Genomic DNA, 20,535 nt, shown 5'->3' with positions numbered 1-20,535 from the left:
CTCTCGGGGTTCGGCCGGGGCAGAGTGCCCAAAAAAAGCGGGCCCGGACAAGTCCAGGCCCGCAGAGGGAGAGCGTTGCCTTACATCGACGGCATCAGAACTTCACGCGGACGTTGAAGTAGTACTGGCGACCGTTGCTGTAGAACGAGGTCGGGATGACCGCGCTCTGATAGTACTTGATGGTCGGGTTGTTGAGGTTCAGTCCATCGAGCGTGAAGCTCAGGTGGTCGTTGACCTTGTAGCTCAGCGCCGCCGACAGGGAGCCGAAGTCGTCCTGGTAGTACGGGTTGGCGCCGGACAGGCCGATCAGGAACGAGGAACGGCGGGTGTAGCTGACCCGCGCGCCGAAGGTGTCGTTCTCGAAATAGGCGCCCACGTTGTAGGTGTCCTTCGAGGTGCCCAGCAGGTTGTTGCTGCCATCGGCCCAGGTGTGCGAAGTGCTGCCGTCGGCGTAGGTGTAGTTGGCATTGATCCCGAAGAAATCGCCGATCGGCTGTTCGTACACCACCTCCAGGCCGTGGACCTTGCCGTCGGCATTGACCGGCACCGAGACCTCGTAGGCCTCGAGCTGGTTGGTCAGCTCGCTGAACAGCATCTGCGTTTCGGTGCCGAAGGCGACGTAGTCCTTCAGGTCCATCGCAAAGGCACCAACGGACAGCAGGCCGCGTGGCGTGAAATACCACTCGATGTTGGCATCGAAGTTGGTGGACAGCACCGGCTTCAGGTTCGGGTTGCCGCCGCCACCGGTCCTGTTCAGGTCCGAACCCCAGCTCGAGGCGCCCAGTGCCGAGTAGTCCGGCAGGGTCTGGGTCTGCGAGGCAGCGAAGCGGAACAGCAGGTCGTCGGCCAGCTCGAACTTCAGGTTCGCACTCGGCAGTATGCGGCTGTGCTTGTTGTTGGTGAACGTCCGGATCCAGTTGCCGAACAGGCTGGACACGTCGGCGTTGGCCGGGTCGGCGACTGCCTGGTAGGTGTTGATGTCCTGGTCGATGTCGACGTAACGCAGGCCGACGTTGCCGCTCCACGTGTCGCCGACGAAATTGGCCTGGACGTAGGCGGCGAAGTTCTTCTCTTCCACCTTCCATTCGCCACCGTAGTTGTGGCGGCCGTTCGGGCCATCGTCGTTGGACAGCCAGGTCGAGTTGTTGAGGATCGCTTCCTTCAGCGCGCCCGGGGTGAAGTACCACAGATCGCGCGGGAAGACGCCGCCGATGTCGCTGGCGAAACCGCCCGGATACGAGGCCGTGGCGCCATTCTGCAGCGCGGGCCAGATATCGCCGGGGCTGGCGCCTTCCGGCGACAGGGCTTCACGCTTGTGGTCGGCGTAACGGACGCCGAAATCGATCGACGAGAGTGCGCCGCTGTTGAAATACTGGGTGAAGTCGGCGGTGAACCAGTCCTCGTCGTCCTTGGCGGTCACTTCCTGGTTGCCCCAGGTGCCGAAGCTGGTGACGCCGGCCGGGCTGATGTCGCCGCCGACGTTCCAGTCCAGCGGCGAGCCGGCGCCGTGGCTGGTCCAGCTGGCGCCGCCGCCGTTTGCCAGGGTCACCTCGGCGATGAACTGACGCGGGGTGGAGCCTTCGCCGCTGGTAGTGCCGGCCTGGAACTTGGCGCTCAGGTTGTCGTTGATCTGCCAGTCGGCGTCGAGGGTGAAGTACTCGCTCTTGGCCGAGGCTTCGCGGTAGATCATGTCGTAGACCGCATAGTCCTGGCCAGCCACGCCGGTATACGTGGCATTGGTCAGCACGCCGTCCTTGACCACATAGCCGGCATCCGGCGCATGGGCCCTGGCGAAGTTGCCACCCCACAACATGAAGTTGCGGTTGTAGTTGTTGGCATCCATGTCCGAGCGGAAGCCGCTCAGGCCCAGGGTCAGGTCGTCGCTGGGCTTGAACTGCACTTCGACCAGGCCGCCCTTGCGCTCTCGGGTCTGTTCGAACAGGGTCGAACCCAGCAGGCCCGGGGCATAGACGCCGACCAGGTCCGGGTTGCTGATGCCGGCCGGATCGGTGTCTCCGATCTGGAAGAAGCCGCCCGGGATTTCCTGCGCTTCGCGCCGCAGCTCGCGCTTCTGGCTGAAGGCCTGGACCATCACGCCGAAGGTGCCGTCGTCGTTCTTGTAGTTGAACAGGCCCGACAGCTGCGGATCGGTGCTCTTGGCCTGGTCCGAACGGACCGCGCCGATCGAGGCCTCGGCGGTGATCTTGTCGGCGAACTGCAGCGGCTTGCGGGTGATGATGTTGATCGAGCCGGTGGTGCCGCCGTCCTGCAGCTTGGCCTGCGACGACTTGTGCACTTCCACCGAGCTGACCAGCTCGGACGGCAGCAGGGTGTAGCTGACGCTGCGGCCGACGTTGCTGCCTTGGCTGAGCACGAACCAGTCGGCCGAGCCGACCGTGTGGCCGTTGATCAGGGTCTGGGTCAGGCTGGGGCTAGTGCCGCGCAGGCTGACGCGGTCGGCTTCGTCGAAGCCGCCTTCGTCGGCGGAGGACGAGCTGATGTTCACGCCCGGCAGGCGCTGCAGAGTGTCGGCCACGTTGTGGGCCGGCAGCTTGCCGACGTCTTCGGCGGTCACCACTTCCACGCGTGAGTTCGCCTCGCGCTTGGTGTCCAGCGATTTCTCCATGCTGCCGCGGATGCCGGTGACGATCACGGTATCGAGATCGGTCGCCTGCGGGGCGGGTGCGGCGTCCTGCGCCTGGGCCTGGGCCTGCACGGCCACGCCAAGACACGTCACGATGGCGGCGGAAAGGATGGATCTACGGTAGTTCATGATGTCTCTCCCATCATTGTTTTTGAGTTTCGGCAACATCCGCTTTCGCTTACGCCGCCGTGCCTGGTGCCTGTGCTGCAAGAGTTGCTGTGCGCATTGCCTGCGCACCATCCGGTAACGCCCGCGCCTGTCCCGGCGCCTTGCCTTGCTCAATCGCCGCCTTGCTGGTCCAGGTACCACCGGGCCGCGCCGATCACGCCCAGTTGTCCGTGTTCGACCAGCTTCACGGGAATACGCTCCACCGCCTCGCGCATCGATCCCTTGTTGAGGAACCGCGGCACGAAGCTGCTCTGGATCAGGAAATCGCGGATCTTCGGCAGGATCCCGCCGGCCAGATACACACCGCCCTGCGCGCCGTACAGCAGCGCCATGTCGCCGACCACGCTGCCCAGCAGGCCGCAGAAGACTTCAAGGCTTTCGCGCGCCAGCGGATCGCCGCCGGCCAGCGCGGCGGCGGTGATCTCGCCCGGCGTGGCGTAGCTATGGGCCTGGCCGCGCACCGCGCAGAGCGCGGCGTGCAGGTTCATCAGGCCGGGACCGGACAGCGCGTACTCGATCGGCACGTGGGTGCGGGTCTTCAGCATTTCGGCCAGCAGCGCCATCTCCAGCGCGTTGCCGGCGGTCAGCGCGGCCTGGCCGGCCTCGGTGGCCAGCACCACGGCGCGCTTGCCGGCGGGAATCCACACCGCCGCGCCCAGGCCGGTGCCCGGGCCGAGGACCAGGGTGGGACCGCGCGCCGGCGCGATCGCCGGGCCGGTGAGTTGCAGCACCTGGCTGGCATCGATCTGCGCGGCGGCATGGGCCACGGCCTCGAAGTCGTTGACCAGGCGGAAGTCGTCGAAACCCAGCTGGGTGCGGATCTCGGCCGGCGACAGGCGCCACGGCAGGTTGTTGGTGATGACGGTGCCGTCTTCCAGCGGGTAGCCGGCGCTGGCGATCACGCCACGGGCGACGCGCAGGCCGCCCAGGTGCGACAGGAAGTCCTGCAGGATGTCGGCCAGCCCCGCGTATTCGGCGCAGGCGTACTTGCGGTACTCCAGCACGCTGACCGGCGTGGCCGGGTCGGCGCTGCCGCGGACCAGGCCGATGCGCACGTGCGTGCCGCCGACGTCGGCGGCGATGAAGGCGTCGCCCGCGTGGTTCACGGCACCCCTCGGCAATGGATTGGCGATTGCGACCACACGTCTCCCCACATGTCCGCTTGCCGGGTCGACAAGGCGACCCCGATGCGGCCGGAGTGTGGAAGTGATTTGACAACGTTGTCAACACTCTGTCATGAAATAGGGGCAGGAGCGGTCGGGAGTTGGTGCGCTTGGGAAACAATCTCCGTATTCAGTTTCATATTTGCTCCGAATTTGTAGATTTATGTTCATTTTCAAGGCGATGAAGCTCAAGTCCGACAGGACTTCATGTTGCGTCGCAATGGAAACGGGATGGGTCGGAGAGGTTTCCGAAGGGGTGGCGGAAGGCTTTCGGGTAGTCCGCCGGGAAATTTTGTGACAACGTTGTTCCCAGTCATGGCCATAACGGACATGCCCCTTCGCGGGCACCGGGACCGGCCCGCCACGTATCAAGGGGAGTTCGCAGACATGACCGCCGTATCCGGCCAGCTCCACGCTACGTCTCCCGCCGCCGCGCGGCATGCGACGTCCATCGCCATCATCGGCACGCTGTTCTTCATCATCGGCTTCTTCACGTGGATCAATGGGCCGTTGATCACCTTCGTGAAGCTGGCGTTCGACCTGGACGAGGTGAACGCGTTCCTGGTGCTGATGGTGTTCTACCTGTCGTACTTCTTCCTGGCGCTGCCGGCTGCCGTGTTGCTCAAGCGCATCGGCATGAAGAAGGGACTGGCGATCAGCCTATTCGTGATGGCGGCGGGCGCGGCGTTGTTCGGCGAGTTCTCCACCCAACGCTGGTATCCGGGCGCACTGTCGGGGCTGTTCGTCATCGGCGGCGGCCTGGCGCTGCTGCAGACGGCGGTGAATCCGTACATCAGCATCCTCGGTCCGATCGAAAGCGCGGCGCGGCGCATCGCGCTGATGGGCATCTGCAACAAGGTCGCCGGCATCCTGGCGCCGCTGGTGATCGGCACGCTGGTGCTGCACGGCATCGGCGACCTGGCCGCGCAGGTGGAAGCGGCCGACGCGGTGACCAAGGCGACGCTGCTGGACCAGTTCGCCGCCAAGATCCATGCGCCTTACCTGGTGATGGCCGGCATCCTGGTGGTCGTGGCCATCGCCATCCTGTTCTCGCCGTTGCCGGAAGTGGAATCGTCCGAGGCCAACGCCGAAGCGGCCGGCGCGACGGGCGACACCGGCAAGCGCAGCATCCTGCAGTTCCCGCACCTGTGGCTGGGCGTGCTGTGCCTGTTCGTCTACGTGGGCGTGGAAGTGCTGGCCGGCGACGCCATCGGCACCTACGGCAACGGCTTCGGCCTGCCGCTGGACCGGACCAAGATATTCACTTCGTACACGCTGTTCGCGATGCTGGTGGGCTACGTGATCGGCCTGCTGGCGATCCCGCGCTTCATCTCGCAGGAGCGCTACCTTGGCGTCTCGGCGGTACTGGGCGTGCTGCTGGCGATCGGCGCGTTCCTGACCGAAGGCTACGTGTCGGTCGGCTTCGTCGCCGCGCTGGGTTTCGCCAACGCGATGATGTGGCCGGCCATCTTCCCGCTGGCCATCAAGGGGCTGGGCCGGTTCACCGAGACCGGCTCGGCGCTGCTGATCATGGGCATCGCCGGCGGCGCGATCGTCCCGCAGCTGTTCGCGGTGTTGAAGCAGCACCACGACTTCCAGCAGGTGTTCGTCGCGCTGGCGGTGCCCTGCTACCTGTACATCCTGTACTTCGCCCTGCACGGCCATCGCGTCGGCAAGGCGCGGCGGGGCTGAACGGGAGCGCGGAATCCGGGCATCATTGCGGACTCGCAGACCATGACAGAACCCAGCATGCGCAGACCCACCATCAAGGACGTCGCCGAACGCGCCAAGGTGTCGTTGAAGACCGTTTCGCGGGTCATCAACAACGAGCCCTCGGTGATGCAGGGCACCCGCGCGCGCGTGCTGCACGCGATCGCCGAACTGGACTACGAACCGGACCAGTCCGCGCGCAACCTGCGCAGCGGCACGCCGTTCGTGGTCGGGCTGGTGTACGACAACCCCAACCCGTACCACATCATCGGCGTGCAGAACGGCGTGTTGGCCGCGTGCAAGGAAACCGGCTTCGGCCTGCAGATCCATCCGGTGGATTCCACCTCGCCGCTGCTGGCGGAGGAACTGGTGGAGTTCGTGCAGCGTTCGCGCCTGGCCGGGCTGGTGCTGACCGCGCCGATGTCCGAGCGCGCCGACCTGGTCAACACGCTGGCCGCACGCGGGGTGAAGCTGGTGCGCATCATCGCCGCCACCGAGGACCCCGAGGACGGCCACGCCTGCGTCTACGTGGACGACCGCGACGCGGCCTATGAGATCACCGAACACCTGATCCAGCTCGGCCACCAGCGCATCGGTTTCCTATGGGGCGGGCTGGCGCACCGCTCCAGCACCGAGCGCTACGCCGGCTACGAGAAGGCGCTGAAGGACTACGGCATCACCCTGGACAAGCACCTGGTGGTGCCGGGCGACTACACCTTCGACGACGGTTTCCGCGGCGCGCGCCGGCTGCTGGCGTTGCGCGAACCGCCGACCGCCATCTTCGGCTCCAACGACGAGATCGCCGCCGGCGTCTTGGCCGCGGCCAAGTCCACCGGCATGAACGTGCCCTACGACCTGTCCATCGCCGGCTTCGAGGACAGCCCGTTCTCCAAGCAGTCGTGGCCGCCGCTGACCACCGCCAAGCAGGCCACCGAGGACATCGCCAAGCAGGCCGCGCGCCTGTTGATCGCCGGGCTGCGCCAGGACGCCTACGACGAACACCCCGCCGCCGTGCACAACCAGGGCTTCGTGCCGCAGCTGGTGGTGCGCGGCTCCACCGCGCCGGTCCGCCCGCGCACCGAACGCCCCGAACCCACGCCCCCATGACCGAATCCGCCCCGCTGCCGGCTCCCTCGCAGACCCTGATGCACCAGGAGGCAGCGCAGGCCGCCGACGTCGTCGCCACGCAGTTCGCGCGCAACGAAGCGACCGTGCAGGCACTCGCCGCCGACCTGCGCCGCAATCCACCGCCGTTCGTGGTGACCTGCGCGCGCGGCAGTTCCGACCACGCGGCCACCTACGCCAAGTACCTGTTCGAGACGCAGCTGGGCTTGGTGACCGCATCCGCCTCGCCATCGGTAGGCTCGGTGTACGAAGCGAAGCAGCGGTTGGAGGGCGCGCTGTACGTGGTGATCTCGCAGTCGGGCAAGAGCCCGGACCTGCTGCGCAACGCATCGGCCGCTGCCGATGCCGGCGCGCGCGTGGTCGCCATCGTCAACGTGGAGGATTCGCCGCTCGCCCAACTCGCCGACACGGTGCTGCCGCTGCACGCTGGACCCGAGCGCAGCGTGGCCGCGACCAAGAGCTACCTCGCCTCGCTGGCCGCGATCCTGCAACTGGCCGCGCACTGGAAGGACGAAGCGCCGCTGCGCGACGCATTGCCGCTACTGCCGGACGCGCTGCGCGCGGCGTGGCAGGCCGATTGGTCGCCGGTCACCGACGGCCTGGTCGATGCGCACAACCTGTTCGTGCTGGGCCGCGGCCTGGGTCTGGCCGCCGCGCAGGAGGCCGCGCTGAAGTTCAAGGAAACCTGCGGACTGCATGCCGAGGCCTACAGTTCGGCGGAAGTGAAGCACGGGCCGATGGCGCTGGTGGGCCCGGGCTTCCCCGTGCTGTGCTTCGCGCAGCCGGATGAAACCGAAGCCGGCACGCTGGCGCTGGCGCGCGAGTTCCGCGGGCGCGGCGCGCAGGTGTGGGTGGCGGCGCAGCAGGGCGATCCCGGGGCCGGCCGCGGCGAGATCCTGCCGCTGGTGCATGGCCCGCATCCGGCCTGCGCGCCGCTGCTGACCATCCAGAGCTTCTATCGCGCGATCAACGCGCTGGCGTTGCGGCGCGGGCACAATCCCGACGTGCCGCCGCACCTCAACAAGGTCACCGAAACGGTATGAGCGCTCCCGTCGCCCTGCTCGATGCGCGCGTCCTGACTGCGGAAGGCTTCGTCACCGGCCTGGCGGTGCTGATGCGGGACGGCAGGATCGCCGATCTGCTCGCCGAGGACGCCATTCCCGCCGATGCCATGCGGCGCGACCTGCGCGGCGCATGGCTGCTGCCGGGCTTCATCGACGCGCAGGTCAACGGCGGCGGCGGGGTGCTGTTCAACAACACGACCACGGTGGAGGCGATCCGCGCCATCGCGCAGGCCCATCGCCGTTTCGGCACCACCGGCCTGCTGCCCACGTTGATCAGCGACGATGCCGCCGTGATGGAATGCGCCATCGCCGCCACGCGCGAGGCCATCGCGCAGGCCGTGCCCGGCGTGCTGGGCATCCACTTGGAAGGCCCGTACATCGCCCCCGCGCGCAAGGGCACGCACGATGCCGGCAAGTTCCGCGTGCCGGACGCGGACGAAGTGCGCATGGCCACGTCGCTGGACAATGGCGTCACCCTGCTGACGCTGGCGCCCGAGCAGGTGCCGGCCGACACCATCCGCGCGATGGTGGAGCGCGGCGCGATCGTCGTCGCCGGCCACACGGCGGCGACCTACGAACAGGTCCGCGGCGGCATCGACGCCGGCATCACCGGCTTCACCCATCTCTACAACGCCATGTCGCCGTTGCAGGGGCGCGAACCGGGCGCGGTAGGCGCGGCGCTGGAGGACGACGGCTGCTGGTGCGGGGTGATCGTCGACGGCGTGCACGTGCATCCGGCCAGCCTGCGCGTGGCGCTGGCGGCCAAGCCACGGGGCAAGGTGTTCCTGGTGACCGACGCGATGCCGCCGGTGGGCGCGGACGATCCGAGCTACGAACTGTACGGCGAGACCATCACCGCCATCGACGGCGTGGTGCGCAATGCCGCCGGCGCCCTGGCCGGTTCCGCGCTGGACATGGCCACGGCCGTGCACAACAGCGTGCATCTGCTGGGCCTGCCGCTGGAGGAAGCCGCGCGGATGGCCTCGACGTATCCGGCGGAGTTCCTCGGCCTGGGTGCATCGCACGGCCGCATCGCGCCCGGCTACCGGGCCGACCTGGTGGCGCTGGACGAAGACCTGCGCGTGGTGGATACCTGGATCGGCGGTATCGGGATCCGGGATTAGGGATGGGTGATTCGATTGCCCATCCCTAATCCCCAATCCCGAATCCCTGCTCCTCGTCGCTTCGCCTCGGTCGACGCGCTGCGTGGCATCACCGTGGCGGCGATGCTGCTGGTCAACACGCCCGGCGACTGGTCGCATGTGTATGCGCCGCTGCTGCATGCGGAATGGCACGGCTGCACGCCGACCGACCTGGTGTTCCCGTTCTTCCTGTTTGTGGTCGGCGTGTCGATCGCGCTGGGCATCGTGCCGCGCGTGGAAGCTGGCGCATCCCGCACTGCTCTGGCGCGCGCCGTAGGGTGGCGCGCGGCCAAGATCGTCGCGCTGGGGCTCGCGTTGCACCTGCTGGCGTTCTGGTTGCTGGACAAGCCGTGGTTCCGGCCGTGGGGCGTGTTGCAGCGGATAGGAGTGTGCTTCGCGGTGGCCGGCATGGTCGCGATCCACGCGAAGCCACGCGTGCAGTGGGCCGCGATCGTCGCGTTGCTGCTGGGCTACTGGGCGCTGCTGGCGCCGGGCGGCTACGCGCCCTTCGCCAACCTGGCCAGCCGCCTCGATACCGCGTTGATCGGCCCGATGGTCTACCAGTGGGATGCGGCCAGCGGTCGCGGCCACGATCCCGAAGGCCTGCTCAGCACCTTGCCCGCCATCGCCACCACCTTGCTGGGCCTGCGTGCCGGCGCATGGCTGCGTGCCGGTGCGTTGAAGCCGCTGCTGGCCGGCGGCGTGTCGTGCATCGCGCTGGGCCTGTTGTGGGCGCAGTTGATGCCGATCAACAAGAACCTGTGGACGTCGTCGTACGCCTTGTTCACCAGTGGCTGCGCGATGCTGGCGCTGCTGCTGTGCCACGTCGCCATCGATCGCCGTGGCTGGCCGGCGCTGGGGCGGCGCTTCGGCGTCAATGCCATCGCCGCCTACGTGGGTTCGGCGGCGATGGTGGTGGTGCTGGCGGGTTTCGGCTGGATGGAGCCGGTCTACCGGCACGGCTTCGCAAACTGGATGACGCCGCGCTTCGGTCCCTATCCGCCGTCGTTGGCCTTCGCCGTGTCCTTCGTGCTGCTGTGGTGGGCCATCGTGGCGTGGATGGACCGGCGCGGCTGGTACCTGAAGGTCTGAGAACCTGCGCACGATTTCGAGAAGCGCGGCCGGTATTCGAGAAAAAGACCCGTCATTCCGGCGCAAGCCGGAACCCAGCGACTTTCATAGAGTCGACGCGAGCATTCCGAAGAGCAAAGACACTAGGTTCCGGCTTGACCAGCCATTCGGCTGTTGAAAGCCGCCGGAATGACGAACTCCTTTTTCGAGATCGTGAACAGGTTCTGAGGCGCCGCCATCGCGCGCAGGAAACCTCGTCACGCTTTTCTTCACCCCACGGGTGTACAACGGCGACAGCCGATTTCCCGGGGCCGTCGCCATGAAAGCACTGCTGCCTGCCGCCTGTTGCCTCCTGCTTGCCGCCTGCGAAAGCGCCACCCTCGACGAGGAAGGCGCGAAGATCGTCGTCGGTGGCGAAGCCCGCGAAGCCGAGGCGCCGCCTTCCTTCGTGGTCGCGCGAGGCGGTAAGCCCGCTGAGCCCGGTCCGATGGCGGCGGCAACGCCCCTCGCCGTCGCCGCGGCGGAAGGCCCGCGCGTGATGAGCGGCCCCCTGCCCGCGCGCGTGGTGCCCGATCCGCCCTTCACCAGCACGCCGGTCGCCACGTTCAACGAACCCTGGGCGATGACCTTCCTGCCCGATGGCCGCCTGCTGGTCACCGAGAAAGCCGGGAAGCTGCGGTTGGCGAACGTCGCCAACGGCCAGGTCGGCGAAGTGGTCGGCGTGCCGGCGGTGGCGTACGGCGGCCAGGGCGGATTCGGCGACGTGGTGCTGCACCCCCGTTTCAACGACAACCGGCTGGTCTACCTGAGCTATGCCGAAGCCGGCAGCGGCGGCACGCGCGGCGCGGCGGTGGCGCGCGCGCAACTGGTGCTGGATGCCGCCGGCAACGGCGGCAGCCTGTCCAACCTGCAGGTGATCTGGCGCCAGTTGCCGAAGGTGTCCGGTTCCAACCATTACGGCCACCGCATGGCGTTCGGCGCCGATGGCAAGCTGTGGATCACGTCCAGCGAGCGCGACCAGCAGACGCCGGCGCAGGACCTGCAGTCGGCGCTGGGCAAGATGATCCGGTTGAACGACGACGGTTCGGTGCCGCCGGACAATCCGTTCGCCGCGCAGGGCGGCATCGCGGCGCAGGTCTGGTCGCTGGGTCACCGCAACCTGCTGGGCATCGCCTTCGACGCGAACGGACGGCTGTGGACGCACGAGATGGGCCCGGCCGGCGGCGACGAACTGAACCTGATCGAGCGCGGCAGCAACTACGGCTGGCCCATTGTCTCCAACGGCAACCACTACGACGGCAGGCCGATCCCCGACCACGCCACGCGCCCGGAATTCAACGCGCCGGAAGCCTGGTGGACGCCGGTGATCGCCCCGGCGGGTTTCGTGATCTATTCCGGCGACCTGTTCCCCTGGTTCCGCGGAAGGGGATTCATCGGCGGGCTGGCTTCGCAGGCGTTGGTCCAGATCCGGTTCGACGGCACCCAGGCCAGCGAGGAGCGCCGCTACCCGATGGGGCGCCGCATCCGCGAAGTGGAGCAGGGACCGGACGGCGCGCTGTGGCTGCTGGAGGACGGCAGTGGTGGTCGCCTGCTGAAGCTGACGCCCAACCGCAGTTGAGATGCCGGCACAGCGCAGGTGGCGCGATCTGCGGTTCGGTCTTCGCAAGCATCTACCCTGGTCCATGAGATGACTGTCGCCGGACACGGCGACGCGCCGGCGTCCCCATTGGTCGAGGGGGTCTGTAGCGCGGCCGCCGCCGGCATGGCACCGACAACAACCCGGCCAACGATGTGTCTTGCCGGTTGCTGCGCAAAGAGGTAGCCGGGAAAGCGACTTCTCCCCGCATAGAGGCGTGACGCTGAAAGCGGCGGCTGCCCGCGGGAGATGTCCGAATTGTCGGGTTGAATGATCGAACGGGAGATTGAGCCGTATGTCCCGGTCCGGGACAAGTGCAGACGGTCGATCGGGACGCTCTCGAGCGGTGACTTCGTGTGAAATGGTGAAGCGACGCAATAAGTCGGGAACCGCCCTTTGCATGCATCCAATGCGGACATCGACTCCAGTCGGCGCCCCCTTCCTTGCGGTCAGGACCGGGGCCTCACTCACAATTCGGGTCACGTACACTTGGTGGTGATCGACAAGCCCCGGGTGACAAATGGACTCGACGCCGCCAGACAATCGCAGCCTGCTGCCGCTTCCTTACCACGGGCAAGTGGTCGCCTACCTCAAGCACCATGAGCCCGAGGTCTGGGCCTGGGCCAGCATCCAGCAAGCCAGGGCCGAGCACATCGAGGAAGTCCGAGCCCATCTCCTGCGCGACACCTACCGCCTGGACGTCGAAGCCCATCCCGAAGTCCACGCCTCCCTGGGAGTGGCGATGCAGCGCCTGGGCATGGATGCGCCGGTCACTCTGTACCAGTCCGGCGGCCAGGAGATGAACGCTTCGCTGATCTACGTTCCCGGCGAAATCCACATCGTTCTGCTCGGCCCGATGCTGGAGCGCCTGTCCGGCGAGGAACGCCTGGCCCTGTTCGGCCATGAGCTGGCCCACCACCTGCTGTGGTCCCGGGACGGCGGCGACTTCTACATCGCCGACCGCATCCTGAACGACACCTTGGCCTCGCCGCAGGCCGCCGACAGCCACCGCGAAACCTGTCGCCGCTATTCCCTACACACCGAACTGTTCGCCGACCGCGGCAGCGCCATCGCCGCTGGCACTCTGGCGCCCGCCGTGTCCACGCTGGTGAAGGCGCGTACCGGCATCGCCAATCCTGATCCGGCCGCGTACCTGCGCCAGGCGGCCGAAATCGATGCTCGCGAGACGCTCGCCAGCGGTGGCGTCAGCCATCCCGAGACTTTCGTCCGTGCGCGGGCGTTGGAACTGTGGTGGCAGCGAGCGGACGACCTGGAGGACTGGCTCGAAGCCAAGCTGCACGGGCCGTTGGCGTTGAACGGCCTGGACCTGCCGGGCCAGGTGCGGTTGCAGGCGATGACCCGCGGCTTCCTGGCGCATTACCTGGCCGATGTGTCCCTGCACAGCGAAGCGGTGTTGAACCAGGTGCGTGAGCTGTTTCCGGACTGGTCGCCCGGAGAGGCCGCCGTGCCGCCGGCCGCGTTCGGCAAGCAGCAGGCCGACGACAGCGTGCGCGGCTACCTCAACGCCCTGATGCTAGATCTGGCCCTGGTCGATCCCGATGTGCAGGAGGCGGGGCTGCTGCGTGCGGCGAACATCGCTCGCGACCTGGGCAGCTTCGAGGCGCTGCAGGTCAATCTCAAGCGCGACGCCCGCTTCGGCAGGCGCGAACTCGACAGGCTCAAGAAGCGCATGGGCACGATGACGGTGGAAGCATGAGCGGGTCCAACGAACTTCCGGCACAGCCGGGCACGCTACGTTTGCTGATCGATGTCCAGGCCGGCGCGGCGCTGGCCACCGACGACGTACTGGTGCTGGTGCTGCCCTTGTTCGAGCAGGTGGCGGCACTGCATGCCGAAGGCCGCGTGGCGGCACTGGACCCGGGCGCCATCATGCTGGGCGAGTCAGGCGCCTTGCGCCTCAGGCAGCCTGCCGGACAGGCGCCGGCCATGGACATCGATGCGGTGCATCGGGTGCAGCCGCATCCGGCATCGACGCTGAACATCGTCGGCGAGCTGCGACGCGCGCACCAGGCTGACGGCATCGAGCGCCTCAGCGATCTGGAAGTGCAGACCGACGCCAGCGCGCCGATCGAGCGGCCGGTCTATCTGCCCGGCTTCGGCAGCTGGGAAATCCAGATCGGCCACCACGACGAGATCACCGACATCTTCCGCCTGGGACTGGTGCTGGCGGCGTTGGCGTGCGGCCTGGATTTCGACGATGCGGACGACGTGCAGCAGTTCGCCGCGCACCGCCGCAATCTGTTCCAGCTCACCGAGCGGCTGAACCCCATCGTCGCGGCCGTGATCGTCGAGATGACCGCGGTCAACCGCCACGATCGCGCCACCGATCTGGCCGGCCTGGCCACGCGCCTCCGCACCTGGCGCGAACAGCCGGAAGCGCTGGACGTGGAGCGAGCCCTGGCCGGGGCCATCGGCGTGGCGCCGCGCCGCGCGGCGGTGCTGTCGCACCTGCGCGACCGGCTGTTCGACCTGTCGCGGCGCAATCGATTGCTGTACTTCCGGCCGACGGCAAGCAGCGTCAACCTCACCGTGTCCAGCGTGCCGCTGATACTGCAACTGGAGAGCATCCGCCCCGAGCACATCTGCACGTGGGGCGGACCGTTCGCCGCCGATCTGGTGGCTGGCCGCGCGGTCGACCTGCGGCGCTGCCTGCGCTTCGACGATCAGCCCTACCTGCCGGTCGCGCTCGACCGGCTCATCCAGGAAACGCGCCGCGACCGCGCCGAGTACGGCTTCAGCCACCTGCGGCTGGTGGCCGCCTTCCTGCGTTGGCACAACCTGAAGGAGTCGCCCGACGAGCGCATCACCACGCCGCTGCTGTGGCTGCCGGCGGAACTGGTGCGGCGCAAGGGCGTGCGCGACCAGTACGTGATCCAGTGCGAGGACGGCGAGGCCGAATTCAATCCGGTGCTGCGCCATTATCTGCGCCAGCTCTACGACATCCGGCTGCCGGAGACGGTGGACCTGCAGAAGACGTCCATCGCCGAGATCCATGCCGATCTGCTGGCGCAGATCAGGCGCACGGAGCCGTCGGTGGAACTGCGCCTGGTCGAGAAGGCGCAGATCAAGCTGGTGCGGCAGAAGGCGCTACAGCGCATGCAGCAGTTCCAGCGCCGTCGTGCACCGTCGCACATGGCGCGCGACGGTGCTTCGGCGCCGCCCGACTACAGCTACGAGCGCGGCGACTACCGCCCGCTGGGCAGGGCGCTGTTCGAGCGCTGGGTTCGCCCCAGCTTGTTGCCGCAGCGATTCGAGGCCGGCGCGGCGCCGGTGGCCGGGCCGCGCCACGCGCGCATGATGGCGGACCCGGTGGCGGAAGCGGACGAAAGGATCGGCTACGAACTGCAGGAGTCCGAAGGCCACCGCTACGCCTGGGATTTAGACCTGACCCACGTCAGCTTGGCCAACTTCAACTACAAGAAAATGTCGCTGGTCCGCGACTATGCGCAGCTGCTGGAGCAGCCGGCCGCCAACCCCGCTTTCGACCGCGTTTTCTCGATCGAGCCGCGCGAAGTGGAGACGGCGCCGCCGGTGCCGGTGCCCTTGCCGGAACAGTGGAACGTGATCGCGTCCGACGCCACCCAGAATGCGGCCGTCGGGCTGGCGCGCAGCCAGCGAAGCTTCATCATCCAGGGCCCGCCGGGCACCGGAAAGTCGCAGACCATCACCAACCTGATCGCCGACTACGCCGGCCGCGGCAAGCGCGTGCTGTTCGTCTGCGAAAAGCGCGCGGCGCTCGATGTGGTGTTCCATCGCCTCAAGCAGAGCGGCCTGGGCGAACTGTGCTGCCTGATCCACGACTCGCAGACCGACAAGAAGGCCTTCATCGCCGACCTGCGCGGCTGCTACGAACGCTGGATCGCGCAGCCGCACGGCAGCGACGAGCTCTCGGTGCGGCGCGACCATGTGCTTGCCGCACTGGACGGGCAGCGGCAACGGATCGAGCGTTTCGAGCAGGCGATGTCGAACGTGTCCGAGGCGCTGGGCACCAGCGTGCGCCTGCTGGTGCGCCGGCTGGCGGCGCTGCCGCCGCCGCCGGAACTGGGGCCGGCCGCGCGCGAGCGCCTGCCCACGTTGTCCGCCTGGGATCGGCACCGCGATCTCACCCAGCGCGTGCACCGCGGCCTGCGCGAACGTTTCGGCCTGCACAGCCTGGCGACGCATCCCTTCGCCCGGCTGTCGCCGCAGCTGGTGGGCGACGAGCACGCCTACGCCCGTGCCGAACGGCTGTTGGACGAGTGCGGGGCGTGGCTCGACCGGCTTGACCCGGTACTCGACGACGCCACGCGTCTGCTCGATCACGATCTGCTGCTGGACGACGCGCTGGCGATCGCCGCTGAAGCGCGGTGGCTGCTCGACCAGAGCCTCGCCGGGCATCTGGACCTGCTGGACGACGCTTCGCCGGCGGCGGTCGAGTTGCGGCGGATGCGCGACGATATGGACCAGCGCCTGGACACGCTGGCCCAGGCCGTCTCGGCGACCAGCCACTGGCGCGACAAGCTGAGCGCCGATGACACGCAGTCGGCGCTGGAGCTGATGCGGCGGCTGGAAGGTTCGGCGCTACGCTGGCTGCAGCCGCAGTGGTGGCGCCTGCGCGGCGAGTTGAAGCGGCGCTATGACTTCGGCCGCCATGCGGTACACCCGGGATATTCGAAGGTGCTGCTGGCATTGGCCGAGGAGCATGCCGCTGCCGCGGCCGTCGCCGAATCCGATCTGGCTGGCCGCAAGCGCTATGGGGTGCCGGATATGCAGGGTTTCCTGCGTGCGCTGTCCGAGCTGCGGCAGCGAACGGCGGCGCCAGGCGCCACTCGCGCATTGCTGGACCACCTGGGCCGATCCGCCGATGCGATCGCCGCGGCGCAAGGAGAGGCCGCCGCGGGCGAGCCGCTGGAAAAACTGGCCCGACGCATCCGCGACGATCTGAGCTTTTCCGGCACCGCCACGCTCGGCGATATCGCCGAACTGCTGCGCGATCTGCGCGAAGGCCTGGACGACTTGCCCGACCTGCTGCCGCTGCTGCGCGCCGTGCACGCCGCCGATCCCGCCTATGCCGCTGCGCTGCGCGAACTGCCCTATGCGCCGGAGCCGATGGAGGCGCTGGTGGCCGGCGAGGCGCTGAAGCGCCTGGAACGCGAAGCGCCGGAACTGGCCCGCTTCGACGGCGTCGCATTGGCGCGTTCGACCCGGGCCATCGCCGAAGGCCAGCAGCGCCTGCTGGAGATCAATGCGTGCGTGGTGGCTGCGACCCTGCACCGGTTGTTCACCGAGCATGTGCGGCAATCCTCGTTGTCGGCGACGCAGCTCGACGCCGTCGGCAAGGAATTCAAGAAGCTCTATTCGACCGGTCGTCGCGAACTGGAGCACGAGTTCGGAAAGAGCATGCGCTATCGTTCGATCCGCGACCTCGCCGGCGACGAAACCGGCCTGGTGATCAACGACCTCAAGCCGATCTGGCTGATGAGCCCGTTGTCGGTGTCGGACACGCTGCCGCTGTCGCCCGAGCTGTTCGACGTGGTGATCTTTGACGAGGCCAGCCAGATTCCCACCGAGGAGGCGGTTCCGGCGCTCAGCCGCGCGCGCCAGGTCGTGGTGGTGGGCGACGAGATGCAACTGCCGCCGACCAGCTTCTTCTCGGCCGGAGCCGACGGCGAGGACGAGATCGTCGTGGAAGAAGAGGGCGAGCGGATCGCCATCAACCTGGATTCCGACAGCCTGCTCAACCAGGCGGCGCGCAATCTGCCGGCCACCCTGCTGGCCTGGCACTACCGCAGCCGCCACGAATCGCTGATCAGCTTCTCCAACGCGGCGTTCTACGACGGGCGGCTGGTGACCATTCCCGACCGCAGGCGGGAACGGAGCGATGCGGATGCCGCCGCGCTGCGCTCGGATCAGGCCGACGCCGGCGTCGCCGGGGCGGGCGCGCTGCTGCGGCGCGCGGTCAGCTTCCACCACCTCGCCGACGGCGTGTACGCAGGCCGGCGCAATGCCGCTGAAGCGCGCTACATCGCGCAGATGGTCCGCGAGCTGTTGCGCCGCGAGACCGGACTGAGCATCGGGATCGTCGCCTTCTCCGAGGCGCAGCAGGACGAGATCGAAACGGCGCTGGCGGCGCTGGCGGGCGAGGATGCGGACTTCGCCCTGCGCCTGGAGCGCGAGTTCGTGCGCGAGGACGACGACCAGTTCAACGGCCTGTTCGTCAAGAACCTGGAGAACGTCCAAGGCGACGAGCGCGATGTGATCATCCTCAGCATTTGCTACGCGCCCGGACCGGATGGCCGCATGCTGATGAACTTCGGTCCGATCAACCAGCGCGGCGGCGAGAAGCGCCTGAACGTGATCTTCAGCCGCGCCCGCCATCGGATGGCGGTGGTCTCGACCATCCAGGCCGAGGCGATCACCAACATGCACAACGACGGCGCCGCCGCGCTGCGCGCGTTCCTGCAGTTCGCCCAGGCTAGCGCGCACGGCGATTTCGAGCGCACGCAGCACGTGCTGGGGACGCTGAATCCGGGCGCGCGCAACGTGTTCACGCGAGAAGCATCGTCCGATGCAATTCGCCAGGCCCTGGCCGACGCCCTGCGGCAACGCGGGCACGAAGTACACGAGCATGTCGGGCGCTCGCAGTTCCGCTGCGACTTGGCCATCGTCGATCCGGCGGGAGACGCTTACGCGCTGGCGGTGCTACTGGATGCGCCGGACGCGCCGGTGGCCGACACAGGCGAGCGCTACGTATTCCGTCCGGGCATCCTGCGCAGCTTCGGCTGGCGCGTGGTCGACGTGCCGGGCCAGGACTGGGTCCGCGATGCCGAGGCCGTGCTGGCGCGGATCGAGGCCGCGTTGAACGGCGGCGACGAACCCGATGGCGATGAGCCGGATGCGGAATGGGAAGCGGCGCGGGTCGATACGGCGCCTCGGCATCCCATCGCATCTGGCCCCGCGGCGGGTCCGGCGGAAGCCGCCGGCAGTGCCCCGGACCGGACCATCGTGGTGCGCCGGTTCCGTTTCGAACAGGGCACGTCGCGGAAATTCTGGCGGGTGGCGCTGGCCGGCGCCGAATTGACCGTGACCTTCGGACGCATCGGCAGCAGCGGCCAGTCCAACATCAAGGTGTTCGACACCGCGGACCGGGCCGAACGGGAAATGGAGAAGCTGGTGGCGGAAAAGCTGCGCAAGGGCTATTCGGAGGAATGATGCGCGCACCGGTTTCCGGTTGAGCGGCAAGGTAAGTCAAGGGCACCGCATCCGGTATTCCACGATGCGGCCGGCTGCACCATGGAGTTCACACCGCGCCGCCGCACGCGCCGAAACGAGAGGCCGGGGCGCCCAGCCAACGTCCAGTTCCTCGGGTTGGCTCCGGATCCCGGGCCATTGGTCTTGCACGTCCAGGGCTCTTGTCCATCCTGGACAGTAAGTCGCCCTCGTCGCGGGCTGCTTCCGACCGCCGGCGTTCACGTGCGGGAAGCCGGACCCCTCGCCTTGCCGATCGCCGCGATGCGCGCTTTTTTCAACGCTTCGCCGATCGTCGGTCCGGCTATATCCGGTCCGGCCACGTCGCGTGCGCTGACCGCCAGCGCGGCGTGGTGCAGGCGCACCAGCTCCGGTCCCTGCGGATAGTCGGCGTCGGCGCTGCCCAGGCGTCCGCGCTTGTCGGCCTCGCACACCAGGGCCAGCTGCGCGATGCGTTCCGGTTTGCGGAAGGCATCGCAACGGACCAGCAGTTCCAGCACGGTGGCGTCGCGCAGTTCGAACAGGCGATGCACGTTGAGGTGTTCGCGGCAGGCCATCACCGCCAGGTCGCGGTGTTCGGCCGGGACCTTCAGCCGTTCGCACAGCGCCAGTACCGGCTTGACGCCGGCATGTTCGTGGCCGATGTGCCTGGGCAGCACGTCGGCGGGCGTCAACGCCTTGCCCAGGTCGTGCGCCAGCGCGGCGAAGCCGATGACGCTGTCGCCGGGCGCCAGCCGGGCGGCCATGTCGCTGACCATTTCCTGGTGCGCGCCGGTGTCCACCTCGGGGTGGTATTCCGCGCGCTGCGGCACGCCGTACAGCGCATCGACTTCGGGCAGCACCACCGCCAGCGCGCCGCAGGCGCGCAGCGTGGAAAGGAAGGCCGATGGTCGTGGCGACGCGAGCGCTTTGCGCAGTTCTTGCCAGACCCGCTCGGGCACCAACGCGTCCAGCTCGCCGCTGTCGCCGATCCGCTGCATCAGCGCGAGCGTCTCCGGCGCCACGGTGAAGCCCAGCGGCGCGAACCGTGCCATGAAGCGCGCCGCGCGCAGCACGCGCAACGGGTCCTCGACGAAGGCCGGGCCGACATGGCGCAGCACGCGCGCCTCGATGTCGGCCACGCCGCCATACGGGTCGACCAGGGCGCCCGGGCTTCCATCGTCCCGCACTTCCTGCGCGATGGCGTTGATGGTGAAGTCGCGGCGCTGCAGGTCCTCTTCCAGCGTCACCGACGGATCGGCATCGACGACGAAGCCGCGATAGCCGCGCCCGCTCTTGCGTTCGGTACGCGCCAGCGCGTGTTCCTCGCCAGTCCTGGGGTGCAGGAACACCGGGAAGTCGCGGCCCACCGCACGGAAGCCCTGCGCTTCCATTTCCGCCTGCGTGGCGCCGACCACCACCCAGTCGCGGTCGCCGGGCGGCAGGCCCAGCAACCGGTCGCGTACCGCGCCGCCCACGAGATAGGTCTTCATCCGCACATGATGCCGGATCGCCGCGCCGCTTGCTTCCTCCCCCGTCTCCTCACCGTTCCCTTCTTCCCTGTGGGAGCGACGTCAGTCGCGAC

The 20,535-nt window shown here is 68.1% G+C and carries 11 protein-coding genes; 8 read left to right on the top strand and 3 right to left on the bottom strand.

What is annotated here, in order from left to right:
* Positions 1–94 precede the first annotated feature (94 nt).
* On the bottom strand, positions 95–2,773 hold the full coding sequence (locus AAD027_RS02545) for a TonB-dependent receptor (protein ID WP_341724435.1): 2,679 nt from the start codon (positions 2,771–2,773) through the stop codon (positions 95–97).
* Positions 2,774–2,922: 149 nt separating this feature from the next.
* On the bottom strand, positions 2,923–3,918 hold the full coding sequence (locus tag AAD027_RS02540) for a glucokinase family protein (RefSeq protein WP_341724434.1): 996 nt from the start codon (positions 3,916–3,918) through the stop codon (positions 2,923–2,925).
* A gap of 444 nt (positions 3,919–4,362) precedes the next feature.
* On the opposite strand from AAD027_RS02540, the gene AAD027_RS02535 reads away from it, so the two are divergent.
* The 8 genes from AAD027_RS02535 to AAD027_RS02500 all read left to right on the top strand — a co-directional run bounded on the left by AAD027_RS02535 (position 4,363) and on the right by AAD027_RS02500 (position 18,935).
* Positions 4,363–5,667 carry a sugar MFS transporter gene (locus tag AAD027_RS02535; RefSeq protein ID WP_341724433.1) on the top strand — a complete coding sequence of 435 codons (1,305 nt, stop codon included), beginning with the start codon at positions 4,363–4,365 and terminating at the stop codon, positions 5,665–5,667.
* Positions 5,668–5,724: 57 nt separating this feature from the next.
* Positions 5,725–6,792 carry a LacI family DNA-binding transcriptional regulator gene (locus AAD027_RS02530; RefSeq protein WP_341724432.1) on the top strand — a complete coding sequence of 356 codons (1,068 nt, stop codon included), beginning with the start codon at positions 5,725–5,727 and terminating at the stop codon, positions 6,790–6,792.
* Positions 6,789–7,853, top strand: coding sequence for an SIS domain-containing protein (locus tag AAD027_RS02525; protein WP_341724431.1), 1,065 nt, complete (start codon positions 6,789–6,791; stop codon positions 7,851–7,853). The genes AAD027_RS02530 and AAD027_RS02525 overlap by 4 nt, the downstream gene beginning before the upstream one ends.
* Positions 7,850–8,998, top strand: coding sequence for an N-acetylglucosamine-6-phosphate deacetylase (nagA, locus tag AAD027_RS02520; RefSeq protein ID WP_341724430.1), 1,149 nt, complete (start codon positions 7,850–7,852; stop codon positions 8,996–8,998). The genes AAD027_RS02525 and nagA overlap by 4 nt, the downstream gene beginning before the upstream one ends.
* Before the next feature lie 21 nt (positions 8,999–9,019).
* The gene (locus AAD027_RS02515; RefSeq protein ID WP_425605383.1) at positions 9,020–10,108 is read left to right on the top strand and encodes an acyltransferase family protein; all 1,089 of its coding nucleotides are present in this window, start codon (positions 9,020–9,022) and stop codon (positions 10,106–10,108) included.
* A 517-nt stretch (positions 10,109–10,625) separates the two neighbouring features.
* Positions 10,626–11,705 (top strand): PQQ-dependent sugar dehydrogenase, encoded by a 1,080-nt coding sequence (locus AAD027_RS02510; RefSeq protein WP_341724733.1) that lies wholly within the window; start codon positions 10,626–10,628, stop codon positions 11,703–11,705.
* A 538-nt stretch (positions 11,706–12,243) separates the two neighbouring features.
* The gene (locus AAD027_RS02505) at positions 12,244–13,440 is read left to right on the top strand and encodes a M48 family metalloprotease (RefSeq protein WP_341724428.1); all 1,197 of its coding nucleotides are present in this window, start codon (positions 12,244–12,246) and stop codon (positions 13,438–13,440) included.
* On the top strand, positions 13,437–18,935 hold the full coding sequence (locus AAD027_RS02500; protein ID WP_341724427.1) for an AAA domain-containing protein: 5,499 nt from the start codon (positions 13,437–13,439) through the stop codon (positions 18,933–18,935). Before AAD027_RS02505 ends, AAD027_RS02500 begins: the two co-directional genes overlap by 4 nt.
* A 257-nt stretch (positions 18,936–19,192) precedes the next feature.
* Here the strand turns inward: AAD027_RS02500 and AAD027_RS02495 are convergent, their stop codons facing one another.
* On the bottom strand, positions 19,193–20,443 hold the full coding sequence (locus tag AAD027_RS02495; RefSeq protein WP_341724426.1) for a multifunctional CCA addition/repair protein: 1,251 nt from the start codon (positions 20,441–20,443) through the stop codon (positions 19,193–19,195).
* Between the last annotated feature and the right edge of the window lie 92 nt (positions 20,444–20,535).

It is taken from the genome of Pseudoxanthomonas putridarboris, from assembly GCF_038321125.1.
Classification (GTDB): domain Bacteria; phylum Pseudomonadota; class Gammaproteobacteria; order Xanthomonadales; family Xanthomonadaceae; genus Pseudoxanthomonas_A; species Pseudoxanthomonas_A putridarboris.
Note: the sequence above shows the minus strand (reverse complement) of the source record. Positions and strands in the feature narration are given on the sequence as shown.